11 protein-coding genes and 1 other annotated feature are annotated in these 14,901 nt (G+C 38.1%); of the genes, 3 read left to right on the forward strand and 8 right to left on the reverse strand.

Translation table 11 applies throughout. The features are described 5' to 3' along the window. Positions 1-143: 143 nt before the first annotated feature. Positions 144-345, forward strand: a binding site (T-box leader). A gap of 104 nt (positions 346-449) precedes the next feature. After that, entirely contained in the window at positions 450-1,727 is a 1,278-nt protein-coding gene (serS, locus tag AC6IWN_RS09295) for a serine--tRNA ligase (protein WP_497992101.1), read from the forward strand. Positions 1,728-1,914: 187 nt separating this feature from the next. Here serS and AC6IWN_RS09300 read toward each other — a convergent pair whose 3' ends face one another. Further along, on the reverse strand, positions 1,915-2,493 hold the full coding sequence (locus AC6IWN_RS09300) for a TetR/AcrR family transcriptional regulator (RefSeq protein ID WP_497992102.1): 579 nt from the start codon (positions 2,491-2,493) through the stop codon (positions 1,915-1,917). A 301-nt stretch (positions 2,494-2,794) separates the two neighbouring features. Between AC6IWN_RS09300 and AC6IWN_RS09305 the strand changes: the two genes are divergently transcribed. Further along, positions 2,795-5,845, forward strand: coding sequence for an MMPL family transporter (locus tag AC6IWN_RS09305; RefSeq protein ID WP_497992103.1), 3,051 nt, complete (start codon positions 2,795-2,797; stop codon positions 5,843-5,845). Between the two features lie 243 nt (positions 5,846-6,088). Here AC6IWN_RS09305 and AC6IWN_RS09310 read toward each other — a convergent pair whose 3' ends face one another. From AC6IWN_RS09310 to AC6IWN_RS09340, 7 genes are all read right to left on the reverse strand, one after another. Next, complete coding sequence (locus AC6IWN_RS09310; protein ID WP_497992104.1) at positions 6,089-6,622, reverse strand: hypothetical protein; 534 nt, start codon at positions 6,620-6,622, stop codon at positions 6,089-6,091. Next, entirely contained in the window at positions 6,613-7,242 is a 630-nt protein-coding gene (locus tag AC6IWN_RS09315; RefSeq protein ID WP_497992105.1) for a J domain-containing protein, read from the reverse strand. The genes AC6IWN_RS09310 and AC6IWN_RS09315 overlap by 10 nt, the downstream gene beginning before the upstream one ends. Continuing rightward, positions 7,214-8,080, reverse strand: coding sequence for a DUF5685 family protein (locus AC6IWN_RS09320; RefSeq protein WP_497992106.1), 867 nt, complete (start codon positions 8,078-8,080; stop codon positions 7,214-7,216). Before AC6IWN_RS09320 ends, AC6IWN_RS09315 begins: the two co-directional genes overlap by 29 nt. Positions 8,081-8,485: 405 nt before the next feature. Further along, positions 8,486-9,451, reverse strand: a complete 966-nt coding sequence (locus AC6IWN_RS09325; protein WP_497992107.1) for an ABC transporter permease — start codon at positions 9,449-9,451, stop codon at positions 8,486-8,488. Then, positions 9,448-10,539 (reverse strand): ABC transporter permease, encoded by a 1,092-nt coding sequence (locus tag AC6IWN_RS09330; RefSeq protein ID WP_497992108.1) that lies wholly within the window; start codon positions 10,537-10,539, stop codon positions 9,448-9,450. Before AC6IWN_RS09330 ends, AC6IWN_RS09325 begins: the two co-directional genes overlap by 4 nt. Next, positions 10,529-12,073, reverse strand: a complete 1,545-nt coding sequence (locus AC6IWN_RS09335; RefSeq protein WP_497992109.1) for an ABC transporter ATP-binding protein — start codon at positions 12,071-12,073, stop codon at positions 10,529-10,531. The genes AC6IWN_RS09330 and AC6IWN_RS09335 overlap by 11 nt, the downstream gene beginning before the upstream one ends. A 42-nt stretch (positions 12,074-12,115) precedes the next feature. Further along, a complete protein-coding gene (locus AC6IWN_RS09340) occupies positions 12,116-13,249 on the reverse strand; it encodes a BMP family lipoprotein (protein ID WP_497992110.1) in 1,134 nt (377 codons plus the stop codon). A 543-nt stretch (positions 13,250-13,792) separates the two neighbouring features. Here AC6IWN_RS09340 and AC6IWN_RS09345 point away from each other — a divergent pair. Next, a complete protein-coding gene (locus tag AC6IWN_RS09345) occupies positions 13,793-14,821 on the forward strand; it encodes a D-alanine--D-alanine ligase family protein (protein WP_497992111.1) in 1,029 nt (342 codons plus the stop codon). Positions 14,822-14,901 lie beyond the last annotated feature (80 nt).

Genomic DNA, 14,901 nt, shown 5'->3' on the forward strand with positions numbered 1-14,901 from the left:
CTACCAATTATTGCCCAATTATCTGTACCTTTAAAATAGCATCTGTAATTTGCAAAATACCAAAATAACCTAAGGAAATACTTGATAAATCGAATAATTGGTTATATAATAAGATAAAATAATACAAGAAAACTTGTATAACTATTTCAGCAATGATAAAAGCTACGATTCCAGAATTGCTTCAGAGAGCCGGTGGTTGGTGTGAACCGGTGTAACAAGGGATCTTTCCACTTTTTGAGCTGCCGGCGATGAGTCGGAAGGTCAGTACCCTTTATCGTACTGTTGAGTGGTCGGGTAAATAGCCCGGCAATTTGGGTGGCAACGCGGAATCCTTTCGTCCCATGTTATATATGTGGGTTGATAGGATTTTTTTAATTTATAGGTTTGAGCGTCAAAAAGCCTTTAGACCCAAAATAAAAAGCTGAATGTTCAGCAAAATGGAGGAAACAATGTTAGATTTAAAATTTGTCAGAGAAAACCCTGAAATCGTAAAACAAAATATTCGTAATAAATTTCAGGACAATAAGCTTCCTTTCGTTGATGAAGTAATCGCCCTCGATGCAGAAAGCAGAAACGCAAAGCAGGAAGCAGATAATTTAAGATTTGAAAGAAACAAGATCTCAAAGCAGATCGGTGGACTCATGGCACAGGGCAAAAGAGATGAGGCAGAAGATTTAAAGAAACAGGTAACAGCTGATTCCGAACGTTTAGCCGAATTAGAAACAAAGGAAAATGAGTTACAGGATAAAATCAAAAAGATCATGATGACCATCCCTAATATCATTGATCCTAGCGTTCCGATTGGTAAGGATGATAACGAGAATGTTGAAGTACAACGCTATGGTGAACCGGTCGTTCCTGATTTTGAAATTCCATACCATACTGAAATTATGGAAAAACTTAACGGTATTGATCTTGATAGTGCAAGAAAAGTAGCAGGTAACGGCTTCTACTACCTTATGGGTAATATTGCAAGACTCCACTCGGCTGTTCTCTCCTATTCAAGAGATTTCATGATAGACCGCGGTTTTACCTATTGTATTCCGCCTTATATGATTCGTAGCGAGGTTGTTACCGGAGTTATGAGCTTTGCTGAGATGGAAGCTATGATGTACAAAATCGAGGGGGAAGATTTGTTCCTCATCGGTACCAGCGAACACTCCATGATTGGTAAATATATCGATACGATACTCCCTTCCGACACCTTACCTCAGGCTTTAACCAGCTACTCTCCTTGTTTCCGTAAAGAAAAAGGTGCACACGGCTTAGAGGAAAGAGGCGTATATCGTATCCATCAGTTCGAAAAGCAGGAAATGATCGTAGTATGTAAGCCAGAGGACAGTATGGCATGGTTTGATAAATTGTGGCAGAATACAGTAGACTTATTCCGCACTTTAGACGTACCGGTAAGAACGCTTGAATGTTGCTCCGGTGACCTTGCAGATCTGAAAGTAAAATCCATCGACGTGGAAGCATGGTCCCCTCGCCAAAAGAAATACTTCGAGGTAGGTAGCTGCTCAAACTTAGGAGATGCACAGGCACGTCGCTTAAAGATTCGTGTAGTTGGTGAAGACGGTAAGTACTTCGCACACACATTAAATAACACAGTTGTTGCTCCTCCAAGAATGTTAATCGCTTTCCTTGAGAACAACCTCAACGAAGATGGTTCTATCAATATCCCGGTTGCACTTCAGCCATATATGGGCGGCCAGACCGTAATCAAATAAATCTGTGCCAAAAGCAACATGATTGAACAACAGAAAAATACAATATAGTTTAAAAACGGCTTATCATTTGAGATCGCAATCCCATGATAAGCCGTTCTTAAAACTATTGTTAATTATATTACTCCATTCTTGGCCACAACAAACTTCATAATCGGTTTATTAACGAATTATAATATTATTTTATCTACTATGAGTTGCGAAATGCAGAAATACCCTTATATAATAGTAGGGAAGTAAATTCGGCCATCTGCTCGGTCGATTCAATCATTCCATCCTGCAACCACTTCTGTACCACATTTAACGCCCCAGTTACTGTGAAGCTTTGAAGATATTCCGAGGTTCTTGTATCAATATTTTTATAATTCTTCAGTTCAGTAATGGTTTTCTGCTGCGCCAATCGCATGATTTCTCTCTGAAAGTCAGGATCTCCGTTATCACCCAACAGCACTTTACATAATTCTGCATTCTCCGCTACGTACATAAGAATTTCATTCAGCCAATTAACGGATTCCCTATTATGCCTTTGAAAGCATTGACTTTCAATTTGTCGTTCAAATTCGGATATCACCTCTCGTTCCAACTTTTTTAACAAGTCAAATTGATCCGTATAATGGGCATAGAAGGTGCTTCTATTAATATCAGCTTTCTCACACAGCATTTTTACGGATATTTTTGAAATAGGATACTCTCTCATCAAATCCACTAAACTGTTTCTTAACAGCATTTTTGTATACTTTATTCGCCGATCAACTTTTTCACTGTTCATCTTTACCTCCATTCATGCGCATGATTTATGCGCAGAGTAAAAGATTTATCTTTCACTCTTCATTCTCTCCTTTATCCACCCTATGAAATCACAATAAACATAGCTGGATCTAATTATAAATTTTTTATTAATAACCAACATTTCTTTTTAAAATGTGGAGAATTCCTCATAAAAAATAATACTGATGGTTGTAAACCGTCTCTGTGTGTATTATATTTCATAATTGATGATAAATCAACACTCTGTTGTTTATTAATGGACATCAGTTGGTTTACAGCTTGATAATGAAAGGAGTTAATACATGAAACACATTCTAAAATATCGCTGGTTTATCTTAGCATTCTGGCTGATTGCAACATTCTTGCTTACGTTCTTTCAACCTGATGTGAATGCAATACTGAGACAGCGAGGACAAACACCAATCGGAAACGACAGTCCTTCAGCGATGGCAGACTCACTACTCAGTAAAATGGAAACGACGAAAGGTACGAATAACATCTTAGTATTCTATAATAAAAATAAAATTACAAATGATGAGATGAAGCAAATCGAAACCGCAGTCAATTCAATTAAGGATCAAAAATCCAATCTTAGCATGGATGAAATTATTGATCCCTTTAATATTCCCGAAGCAAAAGAATCTTTAATCTCTAAGGACGGTACCACTCTCATGGTCAGCTTCAAGCTCGACAAACAGAAACGTGAAGTGGATGATATTCAATCTGCAATTAATAGTAAGTTAACGAATGTCACTGCAGAACACTATCTTACCGGAGCAGATTTCATCAGCAATGATTATCTGAAGGCCTCCACCTCGGGTGTTGAAAAAAGTGCGGTTTTAACCGTTATCTTTATTTTGTTAATATTGATCATTATGTTCCGCTCTGTAATTATTCCTTTTGTGTCACTAATTGCAGTTGCCTTTTCCTATTTAACATCAATGGGCATCGCGGCTCAGTTAATTGATAAATTTAATTTCCCTGTCACTACACTTACTCAAATGCTACTTGTATTGATTTTGTTTGGTATCGGTACAGATTACAACATCCTGCTATTTAATCGTTTTAAAGAAGAACTTTATAACGGCTTATCCGTGGATGATGCCATTATCAAAACCTACAAAACAGCGGGTAAAACGATTGCATTCAGTGTACTAACCATATTAATCGCCTTCTTCAGTTTAATATTCTCTGAATCTCCCGTATATAAATCGGCGGTTGTTGTTGTTATCGGTGCAACCATGCTATTGCTTGAGATTCTTACATTGACACCATTTGCTATGAAGATCTTAGGTGCGAAATTATTCTGGCCTTCTAAGAGTACCACCGGACACAAGGAAAGCAAAACATGGGATAAAATTGCCAGCTTATCTACAAGACATCCAGTAATATCCGGCTTGGTTATTGCTTTGATTATAGGAACCACTGTAATCTTCCACCAACAAAAACTTAACTTTGATACAATCAGCGAGCTCGGTAATTCATATAACTCAACCAAAGGCTTCTCTATTGTATCCGACCATTTCGGCAAAGGGCAAGCAATGCCAGTTACGGTTGTTATCGAAACAGATAAAGCACTTGATAATAATGAAGGCTTAACCGTTATCGACGATATTACTACCAGACTTCAGAGATTGAAAGGTGTCTCCAAGGTGTCTTCCGCTACACAGCCGGAAGGAAAACAAATCGAGAATTTTTACATAGGTAAAAATATGGAGACAGTAACCGACGGCTTATCCCAGACAAAGGGCGGCGTAAACGAAATATATGACGGTTTAAAATTAGCCCAGGATAAATTATCCGACTCTGATTTTTCTCAGGTAAACAAGATGACTGACGGTACCAAGGATCTAAAAAACGGAGTGTCCTCTTTAACCGACGGACTAAAGAAAATCAAAAACGGCATCAATAACGGTTCCACCAATTCAGAATCTATTTCAAACGGTTTATCTCAGATACACGATAATTTAAAAACGATGAATGGTGCCATAACCGCTTTATCGGATGGCTATACCAAAATGCAGGCAGGATATGTTCAAATGGGAGCAAATTATCAGGGTGCTTCCGCAGCGCTGCTAGGTGTTAAAGATGCATTAAACCAGATGAAGTTAATGGTAGGAGGATTATCCGCTTCCCATCCAGAGCTTAAAAGTGATCCTACCTTTATCGGATTGCAACAAACCATCGACGGAATATTACTAAACTTAAAGGATGTTACTCCTCAGGGCATTCAAATCTTAAATAAAAATTATAACGCAGTTACCTCTAACTTTGATGTTGTTAATAAGAATTTAATTAAAATAAATAACGGTTTAACTCAGATTGTAGCTGGGCTTGAAAAACTCGAAAGTGGTCTTAACCAGGCTTCAAATGGTATGACTACCATCATTACTAATATGGAAAAAGTCACAAACGGTCTTGGCGATATGGAAAAAGGTCAGAAGTTATTATCAGATGGTTTAGCTGGTTTTGGTGATTTCGGCACAAAGCTCTCCGATGTAAACGACGGCTTAAAACAAATCTCCAATGGACTTGACCAAACAAACAACTTCCTTACCCAGCTCAATTCCAGCAAGACCTTTTATATTCCAAAGGAAGCGTTAACGGATGCGAACTTTAAGAAAGCACTCGACATGTATATGTCTAAGGACAGAACCATTACGAAGTTGACGGTAGCACTTAATGATGATCCTTATGCGAAGGATTCCTTAAGCACTGTTACCGCAATCAATAAAACTGTATCAGGAGCATTAAAGGGCACCGTGTTAAACAATGCAAAAAGTGGGGTATCCGGACCAAGCGCTACAACAAACGATACCAATAATATCCTGAATCGAGACTTAAATAGAATGATAATCATCGTATTAATCGGTGTGTTCCTTATTCTACTACTTGTAATCCGTTCCTTCTGGACACCAGTTTTCATTACATTTGCACTGGTAGGTTCGTATTACATTGCAATGTTTGTAATAAACACTATATTTATTAATATACTTGGATACGCCGGAATCTCATCATTTGTACCGTTCTTCGCCTTTATTGCTATCGTATCTCTGGGCGTTGACTATAGTATCTTCTTGATGATGCGATTTAAGGAATATCCGGATTTATCACCACAGGAGGCAATTATTACCGCCTGCAAGCATATCGGCGGCGTTGTATCCGCAGCGGCTATTATTCTTGGTGGTACGTTTGCAACACTGATGCCATCCGGTCTCATTCTTTTAATCGAGCTTTCAGTTGCAGTTATTACAGGATTATTGGTTCTTTGCTTTATTATGCTTCCTGTCTTCTTGCCAGCAATGATTGCTCTTCCGGAAGGCATTAAAGATAGAGCTCATAAGCGTCACTAATATCGTTGTTATACAAAACATTAATACACACTTACTCAAATTTCTAGTAATGCGAATCACATAAGTGGATTAAGTTATCATTAGATTTATACAAGCAAAAGAAGAACGCCTATAAGAAGGATATTTCCTCTACAGGCGTTCTTTTTATATATACTTTATATATGCTTTATTTGCTACGATCATTGCTGACTCATCGATTGAACTACCCTCTATAAATCAGAGAATTGAATCTTATCATTTCTATCACAACTTCAGATTATGTCTGAACTTCCCCCATACAAATCGTTGAAAGTATTGATATGCCATGTCAAAGATTAGAATAGCTCCCTGACCACCTACCACCATCGTCAATATAATTCTTTGATCAATCGTACCGGCAAAGAATAGTTTGGGTAGGAATATCACAGCCGGTATATACATCAGATTAAATACAACGTATTTTATAATCCAACTCACTTTTCTTCGGCTAGCAGGGTTCTTCATCATCAATAACTTATCATAGGAGTATTCAATAATAAGAAGATACATTCCCATTGCACTATAAGTGATACAATATAATTTATTCGGTGCCAGAAGCAAACCAAGGATCAGCCCTGCAAGATAAAATCCGAATGCGAATCGGATATTGGTTTCACGAAAGGCAATCCCGACACAAAAGGAAGCTGCTGCCAACAAAAATAACGTATTAAATTCCAAGATACCGCTTAAAATAATCAAAACTACACATATGGATAATAAAAGACCCAAAAAAGATAATTTTTTCGCATTTAAATGCACGGTATTATATCTCCTCCCATACACTCGCAACAGGAATCCGCGCACCATAAATCACAGCAAAGATTACCTGTTCCGAAGCCTCTTCCATAACCTCCGCCAGCATTGCCTCCACCGTAGGTACCGTAACCACCGTAGCGATTATTCTGATATTGTTGCCCTTGAGACTGCATATGATTTAAAAAATCACGATACTCCTGATTGTCCGGCTCCATATTTACCGCCTGTCTGGCATGATCAAACGCCATAACATTATTTCCGACACCGGCATTGGCTACCGCGCTATAGTAATACCATCTGCCGTTACGAAGTGGAATACGTGATAATGTCTTCAAAGCTTCCATATAGTTTCCGGCATTGATGTAATTAAAAACCATTCTCATCTCATCAGTTTCATTATTTGCGGAGCTGTTAACGCCACTATATCCGTTCTCTCTCTCCTGCATAATTTGGCTATAAGCTTCCTGAACTTCCTTGAATTTTTCCTCTGCAAGCCCTGATAGAGGATTATTCACATAGGAATCCGGGTGATATTTTCTGCTTAATTCTCTATAAGCCTTTTTAATTTCTTCATTTGATGCATTAGGTGATACGTCAAGTATCTTGTACGGATTCGTTATCATTTCCTTGTTCCTTCCTTTTTAATCTATCATCATGTATTTTATTATATTTCGTCCAAACTCCCTCATAAAGAATATTTCGAATAATATCCACATCCACGAGGCATGGCAGCTTCTCAAATTCATTGGTGCATTGCGCTATCATCATATTCAGAAGATTGCCGCAATATTCATCAAATGATTCACTTTCGAACTTTTCTACAAATGGGTTGTAACTTCGTTTTTTTATATCCTTCTCAACATCATCATAAGCATCTAATATATAGATAAATTTTCCCATATAAAAACCTACATTTCTTAGGCTCTGCTCCCACATATCCTGTTGATAGACAAACAGTTCTGACATCAGATCCCCAAAGCATCCGGCCACTGCATCAATATCAGTATCCTTCTTTCGTTCACATTCTTGTAAGCGTGTCAAACACTCTTGAATCCTTAAACATTGTCTTGGATATTTCTTTTCAATTTTTCGATAGTTATGTTTAATTATCTTTGCACCTGCAAGTCCCATTACGCTTTTCTCATCCTGCCAGTCATCTAACAAATGATGGTAGGTAAGTGCTATATTCATATCTGCAACATATTCCGTTATTTCATTACAAAGAGTATCATGCTTACGAATCGGATGTGTGATACATCGATTCTTCTCCCTTGTGGTATCTGACTCATATAATGAAGTGAGTAAAAGAATCAAAAAAGTCATATCATAGGACAATGTCATCTGTCCAAATCGACCGTATTTCTCTTTCAGTGTCTTACACAAACCACAATAATAAGCCTTATATTTATAAAAGTCCTTCATTTTCAATTCCGGCTTATTAATTACTACATATCCAAACATGTGTCCTCCGTTAAATCATTACGTTACTTCGATAATCGCATCAGTAATATCCGAAGTAATCCTTCGAATTGTATAAGTATATCATAAATTCCTCATAATGAAAATGTTTCCGGAAAATATCATAAACTTTTAATAATTTACATCAATTCCTGCACATATTTTACGCGTATATAAAGTTAGAGCCTAGGATTACACAGCCAAAAACTTTGTGGAGATGTTGCAAAATAACATTATTCTTTCAAATTATTATTTTGCAACATCCTCTTCTTTCATTATATTATAATTTTATAAGGGTGGTTGAACGATGATCCCTCAGGATCAACAATTACAACCACCCTTATTTTAATTGAGAACCTAGTATACTAATTAATTCTGGATACTATTTTAATCATGATTGTTAATCTACTAACGTTTGCCCTTATCATAAGGAATCCCTTCCGCCTTTGGAGCACGAGATCTTTTCGATGTAAAGATTAAGACCAACATCGTAGCCACATAGGGAAGCATCTTATAGTAGGTCTGATTAATCCCTAGATTATTTAGGTAAGGGATTAATGCCACCGAGTAAGCAAGTGTTCTAAGGAACGCAAAGAATAATGCGGCAAAAAGAATTTGAAGCGGTTTCCATTGTCCAAAAATCATGACAGCTAACGCAAGGAAGCCGAAACCTGCTACGCCGGTATGGCCGTTAACATTACCATCCATAATCCCAACCGAATAAAAGAATCCGCCGATACCACCTAATAAACCGGATATTCCGACACCGCTGTGTCTCATCAGATATACATTAATGCCAACCGAATCCGCTGCATGGGGATGCTCCCCACAGGAACGTAACCTTAATCCAAACCTCGTTTTATAAAACAAGATAACAGCTATGATTAAGAATAGTAATCCAATATATACCGTAATATATGTCTTTTCAAAAAACAGTGGTCCAATAATCGGTATTTCACTCAAACCCGGTACCTCTTTAATATAAAAATTAACGTTATTTGTAATACCATCACTGTTAAATTTCATTTTACAAAACAATAGGACTACTGCTGGAACAAACATATTTAGTGCTGTACCTGTAATGGTTTGATCCGCTTTCATATTAACGGCTGCGAACGACAAAAGCATAGAATAACATATACCTGCTATGGCAGCTACCAACATACTGATTAATAAGATAAGCTGAGGATTTAATGATGCTCCCTCGATAAAATGCACGGTAATACAACCAAAGAACGCTCCAAATAACATAATACCTTCCAGTGCGATATTTACAACCCCGCTGCGTTCGCTAAACATACCTCCAAGTGCAACCAAAAGTAAAGGAACAGCAACAGGTAGCATATTCTGAATTAAGTAGATAATCGTATTCATCGTTTTTGCCTCCTTACTCTCATCAACATAGCAAAGGCTGAGAAATATATAATTACAGCAATAACAACGTCTATGATTTCCGGTTTATAGCCATAGAAGACACTAACCAATGTTCCACCACGTTGAATATGAGAGATAAATAATGCGGAGAAGATGATACCAATCGGATTGGAGCTACCTAATAATGCTACCGCAATACCGTTAAAACCGTTCGCTGCGATGATATTAACCGGCTCATAGGTCATACTGCTACCTGCTATCGCAGAGGGCGCCAATATTGCGAAGGCACCGCCAAGACCGGCTAGTCCTCCCGCTATGATCATCGTCAATATAGTATTCTTCGTATCATTCATACCTGCATATTTACTAGCATGCTTATTAAAACCGGTGGCTTTGAGTTCATAACCAAAGGTCGTCTTATTCAATACAACAAATAAGATGATCGCGAATGCTATCGCAAAAATTATCCCAAGATTCACATTTGAATTTGTGACGCCAAGTGAAGGAATCTGAGCAGATGAAGGTAAATATGCGGTTCTTGTCATATTCGGAACATACATCTTTGGATTATTGATAACAAACATATCCACCAGATACATACCAATATAGTTAAACATAATTGAAGTAATTACTTCATGAACGTTTAAGGTTGCTTTTAATAATCCAGGGATAAACCCCCATAACATTCCACCGAGCATTCCTGCAAGAATACATACAAGCCAATGAATTCCGGCGGGCATCTTCCACATAAAACCAGCATATAGCGCAAAGAACATACCAAACGTATACTGACCGGAAGCACCAATATTAAATAACCCCATTTTAAATGCAAATCCAACGGATAAACCTGTCATCAGGATTGGTGTGGCATAATAAAACACATCTCCCAACCGTCCAAATCCTCCGAATAACATTGTAGTAAATCCATAGAATGAATTCGCCGGGCTTGCAAATAGCATAACAAAAAAACCAAAGATAAGACCAAGTGCGATCGCCAATAAAGCTGCTGATATTGCCGCCACTCCTTTACTTTTCAACAGCGTATCCGTTTGTGTTTTCAGTTTTGGAGAAATTATATTATTTCGCATATGAATTCTCCTTTACATTTCTTTTTGCACCGGACATATATAGCCCCAGTTCTTGTATTGTAGTTTCCTTCGGATTTAGCTCACCGACGATTTCCCCTTCATACATAACAAGGATACGATCACTGACATTCATGACCTCCTCCAGTTCAAAGGACATTAAAAGTACTGCTTTGCCTTGATTTCTGGTTTCAATCAGTTGTTTATGAATAAATTCTATCGCTCCTACATCAAGTCCTCTGGTCGGTTGTACCGCGATTAGTAGTTTATGCTCCTTGTCAATCTCCCTAGCTATAATAGCCTTCTGTTGATTACCACCTGACATTCCTCTGGCTATGGATACCGGACCATGCCCACTTCTTACATCATATTGTTTGATTAATCCTTCCGCATAAGTTCTAACTTCTCTATTATTTATAAATCCTGCTTTTTGAAACCTCGGCTGCCAATACCTTTGTAAAACGATATTTTCTTCCAGCGTGTAATCAAGAACTAAACCATGCTTATGCCTGTCCTCCGGTATATGGCTCACACCAAGCTTCGACCTCTCCCTAATCGGCAATTTCGTAATATCCGTACCCGCCAAGGATATCGACCCATACTTCACCTTCTCAAGACCTGTAATAGCAGCAATTACTTCTGATTGACCATTACCCTCAATGCCGGCAAGACAAACAATCTCCCCTGCTCTTACGAAAAAGGTAACATCCTTTACTGCATTTTTCTTACTAATTTTCGAGGTCATCGTTATCTCTTTTACAGATAACACTTCTTCCCCTATCCTAGGCTCAGTTTTATCAACACGAAAGCTGACATCGCGTCCAACCATCATTTTTGACAACTCTTCCTTCGATGTGTTCTTTATATCAACAGTGCCAATATACTGACCCTTCCTCAATACCGTACAGCGATCTGCCACAGCCATAATCTCGTTTAGTTTATGAGTTATGAACAAGATGGATTTTCCTTCCTTGGCAAAACCACGCATAATTCCAATTAAATCCTCGATTTCCTGCGGTGTTAAAACCGCTGTTGGTTCATCAAATATAAGAATTTCATTTTCACGGTAAAGCATCTTTAATATTTCAACTCGTTGCTGCATTCCGACTGAGATATTCTCAATCACCGCATCCGGATCAACTTGTAATCCATATTGCTTGCTGAGCTGGATCACTTTTTTACGCGCTTCCTGCTTCTGTAAAAATCCCATTTTATTCGGCTCAACACCAAGAATAATGTTCTCCAGTACTGTAAAAATCTCTACCAGTTTAAAGTGTTGATGAACCATGCCGATTCCTAAACGATTTGCATCGTTTGGATTATTAATTGCTACCTTTTCACCATTCTTCCTAATCTCACCCTGTTCCGCCTGATATAGCCCGAACAAAACACTCATTAGGGTTGATTTTCCGGCGCCGTTTTCTCCCAGAAGAGCATGAATTTCTCCTTTGCGTAATTGAAGGGTTATATCATCATTTGCTTTAAACCCACCAAATTCTTTTGTAATGTGAAGCATCTCTATAATATAATTTTCCATAATTACCTCACTCATTGTTTCATTTATAACCCTTCATTACGATCATCGTGCCTGAACAGTAACCTTTACTAGACCTAGCCCGTTCTTAAGCTCATCTGAAGTAGCAACGCCACTTGCGTCTTTGATTTTTATCTCTCTGACAGGTTTTGCCGAGCCATTGGCAAGAGTAGCATATACTGCGTCATAAGCAGCCTTGTCAAATGTCTTAAATCGGTCGAAAGCATTTCCCTTTGCTTCACCGATAACTTCCGTAGGAAGACTGACACCATTATTTGATGCATTGAATATAGTAGTTTTACCTGCATAGGTGTTCCACGAATTATTTTTATATATTGATTCAAGAACAGAGATAACAGAAGCACCCAGTCCCTTCATCGCAGATGTAACAACGGTATCACTGTCGTATCTTTGGTCAACGTCTACACCGATCACCTTAGTGCCTGATTCTTTTGCTGCTGCCATAACGCTCTTTCCAACAGATCCTCCGCAGGCAAAAATTACCTGAGAACCTTCCTGATACATCGTCTTAGCAAATGCTTTATTCGTATCATTTTCTTCAAAGTTACCCGTATAATGATAGATAACAGATACCGCGCCATCCCCTAACCCTAGTTCCTTCGCTGCAGCTTCAGCTCCCTGTAGGAACCCGTAACCATAAGCTTGCACCGCCGGTACTGCCATACCACCCATAAAACCTAATTTTGTATAGCCATCCTTTACAATTGCATAACCTGCAAGGTAACCGGACTGTTCCTCCGCATACATAACGCTAGCTACATTGGATTCTGTTTTGAATGTCTTGTAATCTGCTGTATGAGGCGCACCATCAAGAAGGATAAACTTAACATTCGGATACTTCGTCTGTGCCTGATAAACAGGTACTTCAAATAAGAACCCGGGTGTTACTACAACCTTTGCTCCCGCTGTAACGGCAGAATCAATAGCCGCTAGATATCCCGCATCATTTGCTTCCTCAGGTTTAAAATATTTATGGGAAATTTTATTGTCTTTTGCAAATTTATCAAGACCTTCCCATGAACCCTGATTAAAGGATTTGTCATCGATATTACCCTTATCGGTAATAAGTGCGATTTCAGAGTTTTGTTTAGCACCACACCCTGCGAATAAAGCACTGACTAAAGTTAGTACCAACATAATTGATATGATCTTCTTCATATAAAATCCCTCCCATATTTATTTGCGGATAGCCGCACGAATAGTTAATTTTCATTCATTTTTATCATCAAATCCATAATGAATGATTGCACATAGTTAGTGCAATAAAGGTTATAAATATAGCATGTTCATCTAGTAGATTTTTATTACAGAAGGAATAATTTACTTTCCAATCTGCTTAATGTTATATTTTACACCTATTTTAATAAATTATTGATTCGCACAATTTCATAATTTCAAAGCACTTTATTGCCTTTACTTGTTTTCTTGTATGCGTTATACTGTTTTAGAATAAAAAGTTTGATTTATGTGTCATAAGACAGATTTAGATTAAGGTATGAATATGAGTATACATATACATCTGACTCGCCTTTCCCTCATGCGGTATAAGACAACCGCAATTGGCCGGTTTTTGCATCTGCATATATCTACACTCATATACGATGATTAATACTGTGAGTGACCTATGACACACTAAACAAAATTACGTTTATGAATACATATTTTTTTGATATTTGGAATTGAAAGAGAGGGTTTTGAGTTATGAAAATAGTAATATTGGCGGGTGGAACCAGTTCTGAGAGAGATGTTTCCCTAGTAACGGGAACAATGATATATAAAGCAATGAAAAACACCAGTCATCAGGTGATTTTATTGGATGTTTTCTTTGGTTATGAGGGAGATACCGATAACGTATTTGATATAGAGAAGGATTGGGCAAAAAATATCAGCGGAGTAAAGGAAAGCAATCCGGATATTGATGAAATCAAGGCACTGCGCAAAGGTAATCCGAACAATTTCTTTGGCCAAGGCGTAATTGATATCTGCAGTATGGCAGATATCGTATTTCTTGCTCTACATGGCGAAAACGGGGAAGACGGCAAGATACAGGCCTCCTTTGATTTGATGGGTATTAAGTATACAGGAACTGACTATACGAGTAGTGCCCTTGCGATGGATAAGGCCATCTCAAAAGAAATCTTCTCCTGTTATAACATCCCCACACCAAGCGGAATTCACGTAAATAAAGGTGAGGCATTTGAATGGAACACCTTCCCCTGTGTCGTTAAAGTGTGTAACGGTGGATCCAGTGTCGGTGTGTCCATAGTAAACTCATCAGCGGAGATGGATCAGGCACTTACTGATGCCTTTACTTTCGGTAATGATGTTATCATCGAGCAATATATCAAAGGACGTGAATTCTCAATCGGTGTAATTGACGGAAAAGCGCTCCCAATTATTGAAATTGCTCCACTTGTTGGATTTTATGATTATAAAAACAAATATCAAGCCGGTAGCTCTGTCGAAACTTGTCCCGCTGTACTAAGCGAAGATATCACGCTTAAGATGCAGTCAATTGCAGAAGATGTATTCAATGCATTAAGATTAAAAACCTATGCACGTGTCGACTTTATGTTAAGCGAGCAAAACGATATTTACTGCTTAGAGGCAAATACACTACCCGGAATGACTCCTACCTCTCTTCTTCCCCAAGAGGCAAAGGCTATAGGGATCGACTTTTTAACTCTATGTGAAAAAATCATTGAAGTATCCTTAAAGAAATACAAATAATACTACGAAGCAGTCACCTTTTGGTAACGTTATTGCTCTGTATTCGATAGATAAACATACCTAAGAATAAAATAATGGGT

The sequence above is a fragment of the Variimorphobacter sp. HTMS_6 genome (assembly GCF_059717775.1).

What these genes read in the sequence shown, in the direction of transcription:
- AC6IWN_RS09345 (WP_497992111.1), top strand. Translation starts at nt 13,793, where the DNA reads ATGAAAATAGTAATATTGGCGGGTGGAACCAGTTCTGAGAGAGATGTT.
- AC6IWN_RS09315 (WP_497992105.1), bottom strand. Translation starts at nt 7,242, where the DNA reads ATGATAACGAATCCGTACAAGATACTTGACGTATCACCTAATGCATCA.
- AC6IWN_RS09325 (WP_497992107.1), bottom strand. Translation starts at nt 9,451, where the DNA reads ATGAATACGATTATCTACTTAATTCAGAATATGCTACCTGTTGCTGTT.
- AC6IWN_RS09330 (WP_497992108.1), bottom strand. Translation starts at nt 10,539, where the DNA reads ATGCGAAATAATATAATTTCTCCAAAACTGAAAACACAAACGGATACG.
- AC6IWN_RS09320 (WP_497992106.1), bottom strand. Translation starts at nt 8,080, where the DNA reads ATGTTTGGATATGTAGTAATTAATAAGCCGGAATTGAAAATGAAGGAC.
- AC6IWN_RS09300 (WP_497992102.1), bottom strand. Translation starts at nt 2,493, where the DNA reads ATGAACAGTGAAAAAGTTGATCGGCGAATAAAGTATACAAAAATGCTG.
- serS (WP_497992101.1), top strand. Translation starts at nt 450, where the DNA reads ATGTTAGATTTAAAATTTGTCAGAGAAAACCCTGAAATCGTAAAACAA.
- AC6IWN_RS09335 (WP_497992109.1), bottom strand. Translation starts at nt 12,073, where the DNA reads ATGGAAAATTATATTATAGAGATGCTTCACATTACAAAAGAATTTGGT.
- AC6IWN_RS09340 (WP_497992110.1), bottom strand. Translation starts at nt 13,249, where the DNA reads ATGAAGAAGATCATATCAATTATGTTGGTACTAACTTTAGTCAGTGCT.
- AC6IWN_RS09305 (WP_497992103.1), top strand. Translation starts at nt 2,795, where the DNA reads ATGAAACACATTCTAAAATATCGCTGGTTTATCTTAGCATTCTGGCTG.